This window comes from Mycobacterium europaeum (genome assembly GCF_034555895.2).
GTDB classification, from domain to species: Bacteria; Actinomycetota; Actinomycetes; order Mycobacteriales; family Mycobacteriaceae; genus Mycobacterium; species Mycobacterium europaeum.
On sequence record NZ_CP157315.1, the window covers coordinates 2,759,772 to 2,779,354 of the forward strand.

The window sequence follows — 19,583 nt, forward strand, 5'->3', positions numbered from 1 at the left end:
GAGGCACCATGACCGAACGCATCGAGGTTCAGCGCACCATCGCGGCGGGGGCGCCGGACATCTTCGCCGTACTGTGCGACCCGCAGGGGCACGTCGCCATCGATTCGTCCGGGATGCTGCAGGACGCCGAAGGCGATCCGGTGCGCGGCGCCGGTGATCAATTCGTCGTGCACATGGACCGCGAGGCGTTGAACGACTTTCCGCAATTCGGTAAGTACGACGTCACCGTCGACATCACCGAATTCGAACAGGATCGCCTGATCGCATGGACGGTTCTCGGTCAAATCGAGCCGCCGATCGGTCACGTCTACGGTTATCGGCTGGAGCCGGCCGAAGACGGCGCGGCGACCGTGGTCACCTCGTTTTACGATTGGTCGGACATCGACCCGAAGTGGCGGGCGGCGGGGATTTTCCCGATTCTGTCCGAGGGGGCATTGCGGGCGACGTTGGGAATTCTCGACCGCACCGTCCGCCGCGGTTATCCACGAAGATGACCGGTTTCCGGTAAGCGTCCATACCGGACTGCGGTTTTGCCGCGCATTCGGGCGGGTATCACGTCGGGGCCCCTCAAGAAAGGACCTGACATGTTGCACTCGGTGATTGTGGCGAGTTCGGACCCGGTTGCGGCGGGCTTTATCCTTCGCGGCATCAAGGGAATCTTCGTCGCCATCGGCAGCGTGATCGCGGCAATTATCTGCGCACTAATCGCAATGATGAAGGGGCGCAATCCACTGGGCTGGGGAATTCTGGGGCTGTTCTTCTCGATCCTCACGCTGATCGTCGTCATCGTTATTCCAAGCAAGAAAAGCTGACGCACGACCGCTTCCCGATGCAGTTCGGGAGAGGTATATTGCGGCATGCGGTTCGTCTATCTCGCCGCGGCGCTCGGCTTGACCACCGCCGGGCTGATTGTGGGCTCGCCGGCTCACGCCGACACCGGCGTCAATGGTTACGTCCGCTGCATCGGCGGCGACGCGAAGCCCCCGCCGCCGGGAGTGTCCGCAGAAGACTGGTTTCCCAGCGTCCACGTGATAGCGACGGATTTCGATGGCGGTGTGCCTTCCGCCCAAATAGTGCAGCGATTGGTGGATATGGGAGTCGCGCCCAACGACGCCGCCACCCAGGTGCGGTGCTTTGTGGCCAACCAGCCGCATTGACGCAGACACCCGGCGACATCGTCGCAGTGCGCATGCCCGCGTTAGCCGGTTAGCGGGCCGGTTAGCGGGTTAGCCGCGAAAGCACCTCGGGTACAACGGAATCCGTGGCCACGGGCACCTGCTGCCCGGTGGTGAGATCCTTCACCCCGACCGTGCCGGACTCGATGTCGCGGTCCCCGAGGACCAGCGCGAGGCGGGCGCCCGAACGGTCGGCCGCGCGCATCGCGCCCTTGAGGCCGCGGTCGCCGTAGGCCATGTCGACGCGGACGCCGGAGCCGCGCAGCTGCGCGGCCAGCACCGCCAGCCGCAGCTTTGCCTGCTCGCTCAACGGCACGCCGAACACGTCGCAGCGGGCCGTCTCCCCCACGCTCTTGCCCTCGGCGCGCAGCGCCAGCAGGGTGCGGTCCACGCCCAGCCCGAACCCGATGCCCGACAGGTCCTGCCCACCGAGTTCGTGCATCAGCCCGTCGTAGCGGCCGCCGCCGCCGATGCCGGATTGGGCGCCCAGGCCGTCGTGCACGAACTCGAACGTGGTCTTGGTGTAGTAGTCCAGCCCGCGCACCATGCGCGGGTTGATCACGTACGACACCCCGAGCGCGTCCAGGTGCGCCAGCACGGTGTCGAAGTGCTGCTTGGCGACGTCGGACAGGTGGTCGAGCAACACCGGCGCGTCGGCCGTCATGGCGCGCACCTCGGGCCTCTTGTCGTCGAGCACCCGCAACGGGTTGATCTCGGCGCGCCTGCGCGTCTCGTCGTCGAGGTCGAGCCCGAACAGGAAGTCCTGCAACAATTCCCGGTACTGCGGGCGGCAGCTGTCGTCGCCCAGCGAGGTGATCTCCAGGCGGAACCCGTCCAGCCCCAGCGAGCGGAAGCCGGCGTCGGCGACGGCGATCACCTCGGCGTCCAGCGCCGGGTCGTCGACGCCGATCGCCTCCACGCCGACCTGCTGCAGCTGCCGATAGCGGCCGGCCTGCGGACGCTCGTAGCGGAAAAACGGCCCGGCGTAACAGAGTTTCACCGGCAACGCGCCGCGGTCCAGGCCGTGCTCGATCACCGCGCGCACCACCCCGGCGGTGCCCTCGGGGCGCAACGTGACCGAGCGGTCGCCGCGGTCGGCGAACGTGTACATCTCCTTGGACACCACGTCGGTGGATTCACCGACGCCGCGGGCGAACAGGCCGGTGTCCTCGAAGATGGGCAGCTCGATGTCGCCGTAACCGGCCCGGCGGGCGGCGCCCAGCAACCCGTCCCGCACGGCCACGAACTGGGCCGAGTCCGGCGGGACGTAGTCCGGCACCCCCTTGGGCGCAGAGAACGCCGAGAAGCCCGTCACGGGCTCAGGCCTTCGATGAACGGATTGAACCGCCGCTCGGCGCCGATGGTGGTGGCGTTGCCGTGCCCCGGCAGCACCACCGTCTCGTCGCCGAGCACCAGGAGTTTCTCCACGATCGAGGTCAACAGGTCGCGGCCGCTGCCGCCGTGCAGGTCGGTGCGCCCCACCGAGCGCTCGAACAGGGTGTCGCCGGTGAACACATAGTCTTTGTCGTCCTTGTCGGACGACACCCGGAACACCACCGACCCGCGGGTGTGCCCCGGGGTGTGGTCGACGTTGACGGTGACGCTGCCCAGGTCGAGCTTGTCGCCGTCCCGGTCCAGCTCGACCACCTGCCTCGGTTCACGGAAGAAGGCGCCCGCCACCAGCTGCGCCACCCGCGGCCCGAGGCCGTAGATCGGGTCTTTCAGCATGAAGCGGTCCTCGGGGTGGATGTAGGTGGGGCAGCCGTAGGTGTCGGACACCTTCTGCGCGGACCACATGTGGTCGATGTGGCCGTGGGTGAGCAACACCGCGGCCGGGGTCAGTCGATTCTCGTCGAGGATGCGCCGCAACGGGCCCATCACCCGCTGCCCCGGATCCACGATGACGGCGTCCGTCCCGGGCCGCTCGGCCAGCACGTAGCAGTTGCACTGCAACATGCCGGCGGCGAATCCGGTGATCAACACGGTTCCCAGTTTCCCACGGGCCCCACTTGACACCGGTCGCGGCGCCCACATTAGCCTGAGCTGGCCACCGGCGCCTTTGCGGGCCCGCGACCGACCAACCATGGAGGCATACGGCCGTGCCGACCAACGAACAGCGACGTGCCAACGCCAAACGCAAGCTGGAGCGCCAACTGGAGCGCCGCGCCAAGCAAGCCAAGCGGCGCCGGATCGTGGTGATCGCCGCCGGCTCGATCGTGGCCGTGGCCGTGGTCGTCGCGGTGGTGCTCGCGGTCATCAACACCAAACACGAGCACAAGGGCAACAGCGCGTCGAGCACCACTTCCTCCGCCGCCACCAGCTCCCCGGAGTCGACGACGCCCGCCGGCCCGACGCCGCCCGTTCCGCCCTTGCCGGCGTTCAAGCCGTCGGCCGACCTGGGCGCCAACTGCCAGTACCCGGCGTCGCCGCAACCGGCCGTCAAGCCGGTCAAGCCGCCGCGCACCGGCAAGGTGCCGACCGACCCGGCCCAGGTGAGCGCGAGCATGGTGACCAATCAAGGCCGCATCGGGCTGATGCTGGCGAACAACGAATCACCTTGCACGGTAAACAGTTTCGCGAGCCTGATCGGCCAGAAATACTTCGACAACACCAAGTGCCACCGGCTGACCACTTCCCCGGACCTGGGCGTCCTGCAATGCGGCGACCCCAAGGGCGACGGCACCGGCGGCCCGGGCTACCAATTCGCCAACGAATACCCGACCGACCAGTACCCGCCGAACGACCCCAAGGCGCAGCAGCCCGTCCTCTACCCGCGCGGCACCCTGGCGATGGCCAACGCCGGCCCCGGCACCAACGGCAGCCAGTTCTTCATGGTGTACAAGGACTCCCAACTGCCGCCCCAATACACCGTGTTCGGCACCATCCAGCCCGACGGGCTGGCCACGCTGGACAAGATCGCCAAGGCCGGCGTCGCCGGCGGCGGCGAGGACGGCGCGCCGGCCTCCGACGTGACCATCACGTCGCTGCTGCTGGACTAGAGCCAAACACCGCAACGCCGGCGCGGATTCGCGCGACCCGCGGGCGGTCCACCGCTTAAGGTCGTCGGGTGGGGTCAGAGTCTTTCGGGCAATACCGATTGCTGGACGTCCTGGGGCGTGGCGGCATGGGGCAGGTCTATCGGGCCTACGACGCCGCCACCGATCGCGTCGTCGCCCTGAAGGTGCTGCCCCCGAACCTGGCCGAGGACCAGGAATTTCAGCAACGCTTCCGCCGCGAGGCGCGCATCGCGGCGAGCCTCAACGACCCGCATGTGGTGCCCATCCACGGCTACGGCGAGATCGACGGTCGGCTGTATGTCGACATGCGGCTGATCGAGGGCCGCGACTTGGTGCAGTACATCGACGAAAACGGCGGACGCCTGTCCCCCGAGCGCGCGGTCGCCGTGATCGAACAGGTTGCCGCGGCGCTCGACAGCGCCCACCAGGTGGGGCTCGTCCACCGCGACATCAAACCGAAGAACATCTTGGTCGCCAACGCGCGCGACTTCGTCTACCTGATCGACTTCGGCATCGCCCGCGCCGTGGCCGACACCGCGCTCACCCAGACGGGGCACACGATGGGCACCGTCGCCTACATGGCACCCGAACGATTCAGGGGCACAACCGATCACCGCGCCGACGTGTATTCGTTGGCCTGCGTGCTGCACGAGTGCCTGACCGGCAGGCGCCCCTATGGCGGCGACAGCCTCGAGGAACAACTCCACGCCCACCTGAACACCCCGCCGCCGCGGCCGTCGACCACGTCGGCCGGCGTGCCGCCGGCCCTTGACGCGGTGGTCGCCCGCGGAATGGCCAAAGACCCCGAACACCGTTACCAGTCGGCGATGGAACTCGCCGAAGCCGCCAGGGCGGCGTTGGCCGGCGCGGACGGGCCCGCGGCCCCGGGCCGCCCGGCGCCGGCGCCCCCGGCCGCCCCGCCACCGACGCAGGACCTCCCCGCGGCGGGCGCCCCGCCCGCGCCGCAACCGCCGTACCAACCGCCCACCCACTCCCGGCGGCTGCTGCTGGGCATCGTCGGCGCGTCGGCGCTGGCGCTGGCCGCGGTGGTGGCGTTGGTCATCGCGCTGGTCACCCAGAACGACGACTCCGCGAACAGCGCGGCGCCGGCCACCCCGACCCGCGCCCGGGTGCCGGGCAGGCAGGGACCCAACCCCGGCCCGTCCGCGCACGCGACGGCGGCGGTGCCGGCGCTGCCGGCGTTCGCGCCGCCGGCCGATCTGGGCGCCAACTGCCAATACCCGAGCGCGCCGGACACCGTCGTCAAGCCCGTCAGCCCGCCCCCGTCCGGCCGGGTATCCACCGACCCTCCGCAGATCCCGGCCACCCTCTCCACCAACTTCGGCGACATCGGCATCCAGCTGACCAACTACGAATCCCCGTGCACGGTCAACAGCTTCGTCAGCCTGGCCAAGCAGCAATTCTTCGACAACACGCAATGCGCGCGGCTGATCGACTCCACCGACGGGGGATCACTGCTGTGCGGCGGTCCGGAGTCCGACGGCTCCGGCGGCCCCGGCTATCAATTCGCCGACGAATACCCCACCGACCAGTACCCCGCCGGGGATCCCGCCCTCCGGGCGACCGTGATCTACCCGCGCGGCACCGTGATCATGGCGACCGACGGGCCCAACACCAACGGCAGCCAATTCTCCCTGGTTTTCCGGGATTCCGAACTGGCTCCGCAGAGCACGGTCTTCGGCACCATCACCGAGGCGGGCCTGGCGGTCCTCGACAAGATCACCCAGGCGGGCATCGCGGGCAATCGCCAGAGCGGGGCGCCCACCAACCCGGTCACGATCAACTCGGTGCGCATCGGCTAGAACCTCGCCGCGGTGAGCGCCGGCAGGCCGCCTCAGGCGGCGGAGGTCACGCGGTAGACGTCGAAGACCCCCTCGACGTTGCGCACCACATTGAGCAGGTGGCCGAGGTGCTTGGGGTCACCCATCTCGAAGGTGAACCGGCTGACCGCCACGCGGTCATTGGAGGTGGTCACCGACGCCGACAGGATGTTGACCTTCTCGTCGGCCAGCACCCGCGTGACGTCGGAGAGCAAGCGGTGCCGGTCGAGCGCCTCCACCTGGATGGCCACCAGGAACACCGACGACGGCGACGGCGCCCAGTGCACCTCGATGATGCGCTCGGACTGCTGCTGCAGCGACGCGGCGTTGGTGCAGTCGGTGCGGTGCACGCTCACTCCCCCGCCCCGGGTGACGAAGCCCATGATCTGATCGCCCGGCACCGGCGTGCAGCACTTGGCCAGCTTGGACAGCACGCCCGGGGCGCCGGGAACCGAGACCCCGACGTCGTCGCTGCTGCGTGGGCGCCGCAGCATGGTCGTCGGCGTGGACCGCTCGGCGAGATCCTCTTCCGCCTGGTCGATTCCGCCGAGCTCGGCGAGCAGCCGCTGCACGACGTGGCGCGCCGACACGTGGCCCTCGCCGATCGCGGTGTAGAGCGCGGACACGTCCGCGTAGTGCAGTTCGCGGGCCACCGCGGCCATGGATTCAGCATTGACCAAGCGCTGCAAGGGAAGTCCGCCGCGGCGCACCTCGCGGGCCATCGCCTCCTTGCCCGCCTCGAGCGCCTCCTCGCGGCGCTCCTTGGCGAACCACTGCCGGATCTTGGCCTTGGCGCGCGGCGACACCACGAACTGCTGCCAGTCGCGCGACGGCCCGGCGTTGGCCGCCTTCGACGTGAAAACCTCGACGACCTCGCCGTTTTCCAGCTTCCGTTCCAGCGCCACCAACCGCCCGTTGACCCGGGCACCGATGCAGCGGTGGCCGACCTCGGTGTGCACGGCGTAGGCGAAGTCCACCGGCGTGGACCCGTTCGGCAGGGTGATCACGTCGCCCTTCGGCGTGAACACGAAGATCTCCTGCACCGCAAGGTCATAGCGCAACGACTCCAGGAACTCGCCCGGGTCGGCGGCCTCCCGCTGCCAGTCGAGCAGCTGACGCATCCAGGCCATGTCGTCGATCTCGGCCGCGGCGTGCGGATGCGGAAGGCCGTTGCGGCCCTTGGCCTCCTTGTAGCGCCAGTGCGCTGCGATGCCGTATTCGGCGGTGCGGTGCATGTCGCGGGTGCGGATCTGCACCTCCAGCGGCTTGCCCTCCGGACCGACGACGGTGGTGTGCAGCGACTGGTAGACCCCGTACCGGGGCTGGGCGATGTAGTCCTTGAACCGCCCCGCCATCGGCTGCCACAGCGAATGCACGACGCCCACAGCGGCATAGCAGTCCCGGATCTCGTCGCACAGGATCCGGATGCCGACCAAGTCGTGGATGTCGTCGAAGTCGCGTCCCTTGACGATCATCTTCTGGTAGATCGACCAGTAGTGCTTGGGCCGGCCCTCGACGGTGGCCTTGATCTTCGAGGCGGCCAGGGTGTTGGTGATCTCGGCGCGCACCTTGGCCAGGTAGGTGTCCCGGGACGGCGCGCGGCCGGCGACCAGCCGGACGATCTCGTCGTACTTCTTCGGGTGCAGGATCGCGAAGGACAGGTCCTCCAGCTCCCACTTGACGCTGGCCATACCGAGCCGGTGCGCAAGCGGCGCAATGACTTCCAGCGTCTCGCGGGCCTTGCGGGCCTGCTTCTCCGGCGGCAGGAACCGCATGGTGCGCATGTTGTGCAGCCGGTCGGCGACCTTGATCACCAGCACCCGGGGGTCGCGGGCCATCGCGGTGATCATCTTGCGGATGGTCTCGCCCTCGGCGGCGGTGCCCAGCACCACCCGGTCCAACTTGGTCACGCCGTCGACGAGGTGGCCCACCTCCTCGCCGAACTCCTCGCTCAAAGCCTCGAGCGTGTAGCCGGTGTCCTCGATGGTGTCGTGCAACAGCGCGGCCACCAAAGTGGTGGTGTCCATGCCCAATTCGGCCAGGATGTTCGCGACGGCCAGCGGGTGGGTGATGTAGGGATCGCCGGAGTGGCGCAACTGCGTGGCGTGCCGCTGGTCGGCGACCTCGTAGGCGCGCTGCAGCAGCGACAGGTTGGCCTTCGGATAGATCTCGCGGTGCACCGCGACGAGCGGTTCCAGCACCGGGTTGACCGCGTTGCGCTGGGCGGTCATCCGCCGGGCCAGCCTGGCCCGGACCCGGCGAGACGCGCTGCTGGGGGCCTTCAGCGTCTCGGTCGGCGGCTCCGGGGGCTCGGCGGTTTGCGCCGTCACCGGCTCCCCGACCAGCAGGGCGTCGCCGACGTCGGTGGGCGCGTCAAGCGCCTGCGCCGCGCTCTTGTCGTCCGCCACGGTGGTCACCTCCGACCTCGAGGATATCGCGCAGCGGGCCGGGCTCGGTTTGATCGCCCGGTTCGCCCCCTCGCCGCTTCGCGGCCCGGGGGTGCCCCACCTCACGCCGCGTGGCGGCGTGCATCGTCACCGGGCTAGACGCGACTCAGGCTGTGCACCGGCAACTCCGCCACGGCCTGACGGCCCCCGAGCGCGGTCAGCTCCAGGATCACCGCCGCCCCCATCACGGTGGCCCCGGTGCGCTGGAGCAACCGGGCCGCCGCGGCGAGGGTGCCCCCGGTGGCCAGCACGTCGTCGATGATCACGACGTGGCGTCCGCGCAGGTCGATGCCGTCGGCGGGAATTTCCAGCGTGGCGCTGCCGTACTCCAGGTCGTAGTGCTCGGAGTGCACCGGCGGCGGCAGCTTTCCGCCCTTGCGAATCGCCAGCACCCCCGTGCGCAGCCGGTCGGCGACGGCCGCCGCGGCCAGGAAGCCGCGCGAGTCGATCCCGGCCACCAGGTCGGCCCCAGAGGCGATCTCGGCCAGCGCGTCGGTGACCGCGGTCAAACCCCGGGGGTCGGCGAACACCGGGGTGAGGTCCTTGAACTGGACCCCCGGCTTGGGGAAGTCGGACACCTCGCGCAGCAGTGCGGCGATCACGCCGGCCACCGGCACGCCGCCGTCGACACCCGTCACCGGAGCCTCATTCGACCAGGGCCCATCGGTCCATGTTCCAGCCCGCGCCCCAGCGTGTCGGATTCTTGCTCACGGCGTACATCTTCTTCGACATCAACAACGTGCGTTGCTGCCGGTAGAGGGGCAAGGTCGGCATGTCACCCCACAGTATCGGCGCCGCCTCCCCCAGCAACCGGACGCGCTCGGCGGGATCGGCCGACACCGCCAGCGCCCCGATCACGCTGTCGACCTGCGGGTTCGCGTAGCCGGACAGGTTGTTGCCGTTGCCGCTGTGCAGGTCGTAGGCGTCCATCGCCGACGATCCCGTCGACCCGCTGCCGGTGGCGCCGCCGGTGCTGGCCAACAGCACGTCGATCTTGCCGTCCCTGAGCGCTTGGGGCCCCGAGGTGTCGAGGGAGACGTTGGCGACGGTGATGCCCGCCGCGGCGCAGGACTTGGTGATCACCCCGACATTGACCGCCAGCCGCGCGTTGGGTCCGTGGTAGCCGATGCGCACCGTCATCGGGGCGCCACCGAGCGCGTCGCGGGCGGCGGCCGGGTCCGCCTTGCCGAACTGGGCGGCCTCGGCGGCACCGTCGCCGGCGGTGGCCGGGTCGTCGGTGGCCGGGTTGAGGCGCGAATTGGCGATCGGCACGCCCGCGTCGCGGGCAAGCGTGTCGCGCGGCGTGCACAGCGCGAGCGCGCGCCGGGCCTTGGGCTGCGAGAGCGGCCCCTGCGGCGCGAAGATCAGCTGTTCGATGCCGGCCGACGGCGAATCGGCGCGGCCGTAGTTGTCCGGCGTGGTCAGCGTTCCCGACGATCCCGCCGCCACGTCGACCACGTCGACGCTGCGGTTGTTGACGCGGTCCTGGATGTCGGGCCCCTGGGGCCAGACCGTGATCCGCTTGGTGACCGCCTTGGGACCCCACCACCGGTCGTTGGCGACGAGCACCACCGCGCCGCCGTCCAGGATGCGTTCGATCTTGTACGGCCCCGACGACGGGAAGTTCTTCAGGTCCACTCCCGGCTTGAGGTCCCAGGTGGTGTTCCACACCCTGGCGATCTGCTGCACCAGCTGGGTGTTGTTGCTCAGCAGGGCGGCGGTCACGTCGACGTGGAGCTGGTCGGCGATGACGTGCGACGGCATCAGCGACGTGGCGGTGAACAGCTGGTTGTAGTCGACGATGCCGCGATCCGGGATGAACGACACCCGGGCCTTCTTCTGCCCGGGCATGCATTCGACGTTGGCGATGTCGACGTAACCGGCCTGGCTGGCGGCGTTGAAGTCGGGATAGCGGCCGGACTGGGCCGCCCACGTCAGCACCAGGTCGTCGCAGGTCACGGGCTTGCCGTCGGAATAGACGGCGTTGTCGGCGATCTGGTAGTCGAGCACCAGCGGTGAACCGCTCACCACCGCCACGGTGCCGAAGTCACGGTCGGCGACGGTCTGCCCGTCCGGGCCGTGGTAGCTGAAGCCGACGAGCGTGCGGGCGAACGCCTGCGCCCCGGCGGACGCGGCGCCGACGACGGTGTTGGTGTTGTAGGTGACCAGGGGGCCGTCGACCACGTAGTCGATCTGGGAGGCAGCGCTGCCGGAGCACGCGGACAGCGTGACGGCAGCCAGGAGCATTGCGGCCAACCCGATAGCGCCTGCAGCGAGGCGATACCTGCCGGCCATGGCGACTACCGCCGGCCGGCGTTTCGCTTGCCGCTCGGACGCCGGGTTCCGGTCGGGCGCACCGGACGCGCGCCCGGTGCCGGCTTGTTCGGCTTGTCGGAGGGTGCGGGCACCGCCGCGGCCGACTGCGGGGCCGCCGCGTCGTCCTCGGCGGGCTTGGCTTCCTCGGCGGGTTCGGGCCCGGCCTTGCGGCGCCGCGTGACGCGGCGAGTGTGCGTGCGCACCAGCTCGGTCCGCTCGCGCAGCGTGACCAGCAGCGGGGTGGCGAAGAAGATCGACGAGTAGGTGCCGACCAGGATGCCGACCAGCTGCACCAGCGCCAGGTCCTTCAGCGTGCCGACGCCCAGCAACCACACCGCCACGACCATCAGCGCCAGCACGGGCAGCACCCCGATCAGGCTGGTGTTGATCGAGCGCATGAACGTCTGGTTGATCGCCAGGTTGGCCTGCTCGGCGAAGGTGCGCCGGGTGGTGTGCTGGAAGCCGTGCGTGTTCTCCTCGACCTTGTCGAAGACGATGACGGTGTCGTAGAGGGAGAAACCCAGGATGGTCAGCAGGCCGATGACGGTGGCCGGGGTGACCTCGAAACCGACCAGCGAGTAGACGCCCGCGGTCACGGTCAGGTCGAAGACCATGGTCGTCAGCGCGGAGATGGCCATGTACCGCTCGTACCGCACCGTGATGTACAGGCTGACCAGCGCCAGGAACACCACCAACGCGATCAGCGCCTTGTTGGTGATCTGGTCGCCCCAGGTCTCCGACACCGCAGCGTCGCTGATGGCCTGCTTTGTGGGCTTGCCGTCGGCGCCCTTCGGCTGGAACGCATCGAACAGAGCGTTGCGCAGCTTGGACGTCTGGTCGTTGGACAGCGTTTCGGAGCGGATCTGCACCGTGGCCGAGGCGCCGCTGCCGACGATCACCACCGACTCCGGGTCGCGGCCGATGGCCTTCCGGAAGACGTCGGACACCGCGGCGGTGGTGACGGTGCCCGACGAGCCGGCGGTGGGCATCGACACCGTGGTGCCGCCGTTGAAATCGATCCCGAAGGTGAAGCCCCGCAACACGATGCTGACAAGGGCGACGGCGACGATCGCGCCGCTGACCCCGTACCAGAGGCGGCGCCGGCCGATCACCTCGAACGCGCCGGTGCCGGTGTAGAGCCGCGAGAGGAAGCTGTGCCGCGGCTGCGCGGTGTCGGAGGCCGGCTCCACCGCGCCGGATTCGGTGATCTCGGCCGCTTCGGCCGCGCCGGCCTGGCCCTTGCCCTTGGCGGCCATCACGCCCCCCGTCCCGTCTTGACGTGCGCCGAGGCCCGGCGCTCGCGGGCGACCTGCTGGATCGCGCCCAGGCCGTTGTACGCCGGTTTCGCCAACGTCGGCGACTTGGACGCCAGGTAGACCAGCGGCCAGGTCACCAGGAACACCACCACGACGTCGAGGATGGTGGTGAGGCCCAAGGTGAAGGCGAACCCGCGCACTTGGCCGATCGCCAGGGCGTACAGCACCGCGGCGGCCAGGAAGGTGACCGCGTTGCCCGACACGATGGTCTTGCGGGCCCGGACCCAGCCTCGCGGCACCGCCGACCGGAACGAACGGCCTTCCCGGATCTCGTCTTTGATGCGTTCGAAGAACACCACGAAGGAGTCGGCCGTGGTGCCGATACCGATGATCAGACCCGCGATACCCGCAAGGTCCAGGGTGTAGTTGATCTGCCGGCCCAGGATCACCAAGATCGCGAAAATCATTGCGCCCGAAGCGGTCAGCGACAGCGCCGTGAGCAGGCCCAGCACCCGGTAATACAGCAACGAATACAGCAACACCAGCACCAAGCCGATCGCACCCGCGATCAGACCCGCTCGCAGCGAGGTCAAACCCAGTGTGGCGGAGACGGTTTGGGCCTCCGACGCCTCGAAGGACAGCGGCAGCGAACCGTACTTCAACACGTTGGCCAACTGCTTGGCGGTCGCGGCGGTGAAGGGCGGATCACCGCCGGTGATCTGGGTCCGGCCGCCGGGGATGGCCTCCTGGATCATCGGGGCGCTGACCACCTGGGAGTCCAGCGTGAAGGCGGTCTGGGTACCGATGTGCGCGGCGGTGAAATCCGCCCAGGTGTTGGCGGCCGCCGGCTTGAACTGCACGTCCACCACGTAACCGATGCCACGCTGGTTCATCCCCGAGGTGGCGTCCTGGATCTGGTCGCCGCTGATGATCGACGGCGCCAGCAGGTAGGCCACCTTGTGGTCGGTCGAACACGTCACCAGCGGCAGGTTCGGGTCGTCGTTGCCGGCGAGGATGTCCTCTTTGTCGCAGCGGGTGGCCTGGAACTGCAGCGCGAGGAACTGAACGCCCTGACGGGTGCTCTGGCGCCACTTCTTCTCGTCGGCGATGCGCTCGGCGAGTTCCTTGCGCGGGTCGGGGGGCGCCGGCTGATCAGCCGGGGGGACGTCCGCCGGTGGCGCGTTGCCGGCCGGCGCGGGGCTGGGCGACGGCGGGGGGCTGGGCGACGGCGGGGGGTCCTGCGGATACGGCCGCGGCTGGGCCGGCGGCCGGCCGGCCGGCGGGGCGGGCTGAGCCGGTGCGGGCTGACCCGCCGGTGGCGCCTGGCCCGGGGGCGCCATCCCCGGTGCCGGCTGGCCCGACGGTGCCGGCTGACCCGGCGGCGCCTGGCCCGGCGGGGGCGCCTGCGGGGCGGGCTTGGGCTGGACCGCCTGCGCCGGCATCGAGTTGAGCACCGGGCGGATGTACAGCCGGGCCGTCTGTCCGAGGTTGCGGGCCTCGTTGCCGTCGTTTCCGGGGACCGTGATGACCAGGTTGTCGCCGTCGACCACGACCTCCGAGCCGGAGACGCCCAGCCCGTTGACCCGCGCGCTGATGATCTGCTGCGCCTGGGCCAGCGCGTCCCGGCTCGGGCGCGACCCGTCCGGCGTGCGCGCGGTCAGGGTGACCCGGGTGCCGCCCTGCAGATCGATGCCGAGCTTGGGGGCGGCGCGCTTGTCCCCGGTCAAGAACACCAGCAGATACACGCCGACGAGCAGCAACAAGAAGACCGACAGGTAGCGGGCAGGGTGCACCGGCGCCGAAGACGATGCCACGTTCCTTCTATCTCCTCGAGTATCGGTTCTTACCCCGGACAGAGCCTAGTGTCGTGCACGCGCCCGTCGCGCAAGCGGTCCGCCGCCACGGCGGCGGGTCGGGATTCGCGTCAGGAGTCCTTGGGCAGCCGGCCCTCGTCGAATTCCGCCACGTCGTCGGAGTCGTCGGCACCGGGCAGGTCCTCCTCGTCGGGCAGGATCCGGTCGCGGATGGCCAGCTTCATCCACGTCGTCACCACACCGGGCGCGATCTCCAGGTCGACCGTGTCGTCCGTGATCGCCACGATCGTCGCCTCCAGGCCGGACGTCGTGTGCACGCGGTCGCCCGGCTGCAACGACTCGTGCAGGTCGATGGTCGCCTGCATCGCGCGCTTCTGGCGCCGGGATGCGAAGTACATGAACCCGCCCATGATCAGCAGGAAGGGCAGGAACAGGATCAAACTCTCCATGAACGGGCCTGTCTTTTCGTAGTGGCATGCCGGGCGGTTGTCATCGGGTGCGCGCCGGGACGACCCCGCGGGACCGCACACCTCGTTACGGCCAGTGTGCCATTGCCGCAGGTCGCACCCGACCCCCGCGGTGCACGCGGGCCCCGACGGCGCCCGGCCGGATAGGCTTGGGTCGCGACGTGACAGGCGCGCCGCGGGGAGGAGAAAATCGTGGCCGGCCTCGAGCAGACTCGCCAGCTGGTCACCGAAATCCCCGGTCCCGCATCGCTTGAACTGACCAAACGCCGCGCGGCGGCGGTGTCGCACGCGGTGAACGTCTCGTTGCCGGTGTTCGTGGCGCGTGCCTCCGGCGGCATCATCGAGGACGTCGACGGCAACCGGCTCATCGACCTGGCCTCCGGCATCGCGGTGACCACCGTCGGCAACTCCGCGCCCCGGGTGGTGGAGGCGGTGCGCGCCCAGGTCGCCGAATTCACCCATACGTGCTTCATGGTCGTGCCCTACGAGCAGTACGTCGCCGTCGCCGAGGAGCTCAACCGGATCACGCCGGGCTCCGGCGAAAAGCGCACGGTGTTGTTCAACTCCGGCGCCGAGGCGGTCGAGAACGCCGTCAAGGCCGCCCGCTCGTACACCCGCAAGCCCGCCGTCGTGGCGTTCAACCACGCCTACCACGGCCGCACCAACCTGGCGATGGCGCTGACCGCCAAGTCCAAGCCGTACAAGAGCGGTTTCGGCCCGTTCGCCCCCGAGGTCTACCGGGCACCGATGTCCTACCCCTACCGGGATGGGCTGCTCGACAAGGAGTTGGCGACCGACGGGGAGAAGGCCGCCGCCCGGGCGATCGACGTGATCGAGAGCCAGGTCGGCGCCGACAGCCTGGCCGCCGTCATCATCGAGCCGATCGCCGGCGAGGGCGGTTTCATCGTGCCCGCCGAGGGATTCCTGCCCGCCCTGCTCGATTGGTGCCGCAAGAACGACGTGGTGTTCATCGCCGACGAGGTACAGACGGGGTTCGCGCGCACCGGCGCGATGTTCGCGTGCGAGCACGAAGGCATCGAGCCGGACCTGATCTGCACGGCCAAGGGCATCGCCGACGGGCTGCCGCTGTCGGCGGTCACCGGGCGCGCGCAGATCATGGATGCGTCGCACGCCGGCGGTTTGGGGGGCACATTCGGCGGCAACCCCATCGCTTGTGCGGCGGCACTGGCCACCATCGACACGATCGAGAGTGACGGACTGATCGAGCGAGCCCGACAGCTGGAACGGCTGATCACCGAACCGCTGTTGCGTCTGCAGGCCGGCGACGACCGCATCGGCGATGTGCGCGGTCGGGGCGCCATGATCGCCATCGAGCTGGTGAAGTCCGGGACCACCGAGCCCGACGCCGAGCTGACCCGGAAGCTGTCCGCCGCCGCCCACGCGGCCGGGGTCGTCGTGTTGACCTGCGGCATGTTCGGCAACATCATCCGGCTGCTGCCGCCGCTGACCATCGGTGACGAGCTGCTCACCGAGGGGCTCGACGTCCTGGGCGGGCTGCTCGGCGACCTCTAGAACTGGGGATTCGACCGTTCGGCGTGGCCAATCTCACAACACTGGCCGGGGCGCGGCCATGGTGGAATACCGTTACTTTAGCTAACGTTCTATCCGTCAGCGCATTGGGCGCCAAACTGACTCACTATTTTTCATTGCGAGGGAATTGTTTATGTCGACCATGAATCACGACGAGCGCCTCGAGCGCCGCATCGAGGTGCTCACCGCAACAGACCCGCAGTTCGCCGCCGCGCGCCCGGATCCGGCTGTCGAAGCGGCCGTCGGGAACCCGGAGCTGCGACTCCCGCAGGTCATCCGGACCGTGCTCGAGGGGTATGCCGACCGCCCGGCGCTGGCGCACCGGGTGGTGGAGTTCGTCGCGGACCCCGCGACCGGCCGCACCCGGCTCGAGCTGCTCCCCCGCTTCGAGACCATCACCTACCGCCAGCTGGGCGAACGGGTCGCCGCGCTCGGCCGCGCCTGGGCCGGCAACGAGGTGCACGTCGGTGACCGGGTCTGCGTGCTGGGCTTCAACAGCGTGGACTACGCCACCATCGACATGGCGCTGGCGACGATCAGCGCCGTCTCGGTTCCGCTGCAGACCAGCGCGTCGCTGACCTCGCTGCAGCCGATCGTGACCGAGACCGAACCCACGGTCATCGCGGCCAGCGCCAACCAGCTGCCCGAGGCCGTCGAGCTGATCCTGAGCGGCCACCGGCCCGCGAAGCTGGTGGCGTTCGACTACCACCCCGAGGTCGACGACGAGCGCGAGGCGCTGGAAACCGCCCGCGCGCGGCTGGCGGACGCCGGTGTGGCGGTGGAGACGCTGACCGAGGTGCTCGAGCGTGGCGAGGCGCTGCCGGACGCGCCGCTGCCGACCAGCGAGGAGGCCGACCCGCTGGCCCTGCTGATCTACACCTCCGGCAGCACCGGCGCCCCCAAGGGCGCGATGTACCCGCAGAGCAACGTCGCCAAGATCTGGCGCCGGGGCAGCAGGAACTGGTTCGGGGAAAGCGCCGCGTCTATCACCCTCAACTTCATGCCGATGAGCCACGTCATGGGCCGGGGCATCCTCTACGGCACGCTCGGCAACGGCGGGACCGCCTACTTCGCGGCCAAGAGCGACCTCTCGACGCTGCTGGAGGACCTCGAGCTGGTGCGGCCCACCGAGCTGAACTTCGTGCCGCGCATCTGGGAGACCCTGTTCGGCGAATTCCAGCGCCGGGTCGAGCGCCACATGACCGGCGGCGCCGATCGCGAGGCCGTGGCCGCCGAGGTGCTGGCCGAGCAGCGGCAGTACCTGCTGGGCGGGCGGTTCATCTTCGCGATGACGGGCTCGGCGCCCACCTCCCCGGACCTGCGCACCTGGGTCGAGTCGCTGCTCGAGATGCACCTGATGGACGGCTACGGCTCGACCGAGGCCGGGATGGTGCTGTTCGACGGCGAGATCCAGCGCCCGCCGGTGATCGACTACAAGTTGGTCGACGTGCCCGACCTGGGTTACTTCAGCACCGACCGGCCCCACCCCCGCGGTGAGCTGTTGCTGCGGACCGAGAACATGTTCCCCGGCTACTACAAGCGGGCCGAGACCACGGCCAACGTGTTCGACGAGGACGGCTACTACCGGACCGGCGACGTGTTCGCCGAGGTCGCGCCCGACAAGCTGGTGTATGTCGACCGCCGCAACAACGTGCTGAAGCTGGCCCAGGGCGAGTTCGTGACCCTGGCCAGGCTGGAGGCCGAGTTCGGCAACAGCCCGCTGGTGCGCCAGATCTACGTCTACGGCAACAGCGCGCAGCCCTACCTGCTGGCCGTCGTCGTGCCGACCGAGGAAGCCCTGGCCCGCTGGGACCTCGACACGCTGAAGGGAAAGATCGCCGACTCGCTGCAGAACGTCGCGCGTCAGGCGGGCCTGCAGTCCTACGAGGTGCCGCGCGACTTCATCATCGAGACCACACCGTTCAGCCTGGAGAACGGCCTGCTGACCGGGATCCGGAAGTTGGCGTGGCCGAAGCTCAAGCAGCACTACGGCGAGCGGCTCGAGCAGCTCTACGCCGAACTCGCCGAGGGGCAGGCCAACGAGCTGGCCGAACTGCGCCGCAACGGCGCCGACGCGCCCGTGCTGCAGACCGTGAGCCGGGCCGCCGCGGCCATGCTGGGCACGGCGAGCACCGAGTTGACCCCCGACGCGCACTTCACCGATCTCGGCGGAGACTCGTTGTCGGCGTTGACCTTCGGCAACCTGTTGCGCGAGATCTTCGACATCGACGTCCCGGTGGGTGTGATCGTCAGCCCGGCCAGCGACCTGCAGGCCATCGCCCGCTACATCGAGGGCGAGCGCGAGGGCACCAAGCGGCCCACGTTCGCCGCCGTGCACGGCCGGGACGCCACCGAGGTGCACGCCGGCGACCTGACGCTGGACAAGTTCCTCGAGGCCGAGACGCTGGCCGCCGCGCCCAGCCTGCCCAAGCCCGCCGCCGAGGTGCGCACGGTGCTGTTGACCGGCGCGACCGGCTTCCTGGGCCGCTACCTGGCGCTCGAATGGCTCGAGCGCATGGACCTGGTGGACGGCAAGGTGATCGCCCTGGTGCGGGCTAAGTCCGACACCGAGGCGCGGGCGAGGCTGGACAAGACCTTCGACAGCGGGGACCCGAAGCTGCTGGCGCACTACCGGGAACTGGCCGCCGACCACCTGGAGGTCATCGCCGGCGACAAGGGCGAGGCCAACCTCGGCCTCGATCAGCAGACTTGGCAGCGGCTCGCGGACACCGTCGACCTGATCGTCGACCCCGCCGCCCTGGTCAACCACGTGCTGCCCTACAGCGAGCTGTTCGGCCCCAACGCGCTGGGCACCGCCGAGCTGATCCGCATCGCGCTGACCACCAAGCTGAAGCCGTACGCCTACGTGTCGACGATCGGTGTCGGCGACCAGATCAAGCCGGGCCAGTTCGTCGAGGACGCCGACATCCGCCAGGTCAGCGCGACCCGGGCGATCAACGACAACTACGCCAACGGCTACGGCAACAGCAAGTGGGCCGGCGAGGTGCTGCTGCGCGAGGCGCACGACCTGTGCGGCCTTCCCGTCACGGTGTTCCGTTGCGACATGATCCTGGCCGACACCACCTACGCGGGACAGCTCAACCTGCCGGACATGTTCACCCGGCTGATGCTGAGCCTGGTCGCCACCGGTGTCGCGCCCGGTTCGTTCTACGAACTGGACGCCGAGGGCAACCGCCAGCGTTCGCACTACGACGGCCTGCCGGTGGAGTTCATCGCCGCGGCGATCTCCACGCTGGGCACGCAGGTGCTCGACAACGGCGAGGGCTTCCGGACGTACCACGTGATGAACCCGTACGACGACGGCATCGGTCTCGACGAGTACGTCGACTGGCTGATCGACGCCGGCTACGGGATCCAGCGCGTCGCCGACTACGGCGACTGGCTGCGGCGATTCGAGCAGGCGATGCGAACCATGCCCGAACGGCAACGCCAGTACTCGCTGCTGCCGCTGCTGCACAACTACCAGCAGCCGGAGAAGCCGATCAACGGATCGATGGCACCCACCGACCGCTTCCGCGCCGCCGTGCAGGAGGCGAAGATCGGCCCCGACAAGGACATCCCCCACGTCTCGGCGCCGATCATCGTCAAGTACGTCACCGATCTGCAGCTGCTCGGACTGCTCTAACTCATCAGACGACAATCGCCCAGTCCCGCGCGGGACTGGGCGATTGCTTTTCT

The 19,583-nt window shown here is 69.4% G+C and carries 15 protein-coding genes; 7 read left to right on the forward strand and 8 right to left on the reverse strand.

Going from position 1 to position 19,583, the window contains the following annotated elements; translation table 11 throughout:
• The first annotated feature begins 8 nt into the window (after positions 1-8).
• The 3 genes from U8D42_RS12160 to U8D42_RS12170 all read left to right on the forward strand — a co-directional run bounded on the left by U8D42_RS12160 (position 9) and on the right by U8D42_RS12170 (position 1,157).
• Positions 9-494, forward strand: a complete 486-nt coding sequence (locus tag U8D42_RS12160) for an SRPBCC family protein (RefSeq protein ID WP_322861507.1) — start codon at positions 9-11, stop codon at positions 492-494.
• Between the two features lie 90 nt (positions 495-584).
• Positions 585-812: a deoxyribodipyrimidine photolyase gene (locus tag U8D42_RS12165; RefSeq protein WP_322861508.1), complete on the forward strand. Its 228-nt coding sequence runs from the start codon at positions 585-587 to the stop codon at positions 810-812.
• Between the two features lie 45 nt (positions 813-857).
• Complete coding sequence (locus U8D42_RS12170; protein ID WP_322861509.1) at positions 858-1,157, forward strand: hypothetical protein; 300 nt, start codon at positions 858-860, stop codon at positions 1,155-1,157.
• 61 nt (positions 1,158-1,218) lie between these two features.
• On the opposite strand, the gene hisS is transcribed toward U8D42_RS12170, so the two are convergent.
• Together hisS and U8D42_RS12180 are read right to left on the reverse strand one after the other, a co-directional pair.
• A complete protein-coding gene (hisS, locus tag U8D42_RS12175) occupies positions 1,219-2,490 on the reverse strand; it encodes a histidine--tRNA ligase (protein WP_322861510.1) in 1,272 nt (423 codons plus the stop codon).
• On the reverse strand, positions 2,487-3,158 hold the full coding sequence (locus U8D42_RS12180) for an MBL fold metallo-hydrolase (RefSeq protein WP_322861511.1): 672 nt from the start codon (positions 3,156-3,158) through the stop codon (positions 2,487-2,489). Before U8D42_RS12180 ends, hisS begins: the two co-directional genes overlap by 4 nt.
• Before the next feature lie 116 nt (positions 3,159-3,274).
• Here U8D42_RS12180 and U8D42_RS12185 point away from each other — a divergent pair, with 116 nt between their 5' ends.
• Together U8D42_RS12185 and U8D42_RS12190 are read left to right on the forward strand one after the other, a co-directional pair.
• A complete protein-coding gene (locus U8D42_RS12185) occupies positions 3,275-4,174 on the forward strand; it encodes a peptidylprolyl isomerase (RefSeq protein ID WP_322861512.1) in 900 nt (299 codons plus the stop codon).
• 68 nt (positions 4,175-4,242) lie between these two features.
• On the forward strand, positions 4,243-6,015 hold the full coding sequence (locus U8D42_RS12190; protein ID WP_322861513.1) for a protein kinase domain-containing protein: 1,773 nt from the start codon (positions 4,243-4,245) through the stop codon (positions 6,013-6,015).
• A 32-nt stretch (positions 6,016-6,047) separates the two neighbouring features.
• Here U8D42_RS12190 and U8D42_RS12195 read toward each other — a convergent pair whose 3' ends face one another.
• From U8D42_RS12195 to yajC, 6 genes are all read right to left on the reverse strand, one after another.
• A complete protein-coding gene (locus U8D42_RS12195; RefSeq protein ID WP_085240185.1) occupies positions 6,048-8,441 on the reverse strand; it encodes a RelA/SpoT family protein in 2,394 nt (797 codons plus the stop codon).
• Positions 8,442-8,575: 134 nt separating this feature from the next.
• Positions 8,576-9,118: an adenine phosphoribosyltransferase gene (locus tag U8D42_RS12200; RefSeq protein ID WP_085240160.1), complete on the reverse strand. Its 543-nt coding sequence runs from the start codon at positions 9,116-9,118 to the stop codon at positions 8,576-8,578.
• A gap of 7 nt (positions 9,119-9,125) precedes the next feature.
• Positions 9,126-10,775 (reverse strand): ABC transporter substrate-binding protein, encoded by a 1,650-nt coding sequence (locus U8D42_RS12205; RefSeq protein ID WP_322861514.1) that lies wholly within the window; start codon positions 10,773-10,775, stop codon positions 9,126-9,128.
• 5 nt (positions 10,776-10,780) lie between these two features.
• Entirely contained in the window at positions 10,781-12,052 is a 1,272-nt protein-coding gene (gene secF / locus U8D42_RS12210) for a protein translocase subunit SecF (protein ID WP_085240158.1), read from the reverse strand.
• Positions 12,052-13,866 (reverse strand): protein translocase subunit SecD, encoded by a 1,815-nt coding sequence (gene secD / locus U8D42_RS12215; RefSeq protein ID WP_322861515.1) that lies wholly within the window; start codon positions 13,864-13,866, stop codon positions 12,052-12,054. Before secD ends, secF begins: the two co-directional genes overlap by 1 nt.
• A 110-nt stretch (positions 13,867-13,976) precedes the next feature.
• Complete coding sequence (gene yajC, locus U8D42_RS12220) at positions 13,977-14,315, reverse strand: preprotein translocase subunit YajC (RefSeq protein WP_085240156.1); 339 nt, start codon at positions 14,313-14,315, stop codon at positions 13,977-13,979.
• 210 nt (positions 14,316-14,525) lie between these two features.
• Here yajC and gabT point away from each other — a divergent pair, with 210 nt between their 5' ends.
• Both gabT and car read left to right on the forward strand, forming a co-directional pair.
• Positions 14,526-15,866, forward strand: coding sequence for a 4-aminobutyrate--2-oxoglutarate transaminase (gene gabT / locus U8D42_RS12225; protein ID WP_322861516.1), 1,341 nt, complete (start codon positions 14,526-14,528; stop codon positions 15,864-15,866).
• Between the two features lie 151 nt (positions 15,867-16,017).
• Positions 16,018-19,530, forward strand: a complete 3,513-nt coding sequence (car, locus tag U8D42_RS12230) for a carboxylic acid reductase (RefSeq protein WP_322861517.1) — start codon at positions 16,018-16,020, stop codon at positions 19,528-19,530.
• Positions 19,531-19,583: the final 53 nt, after the last annotated feature.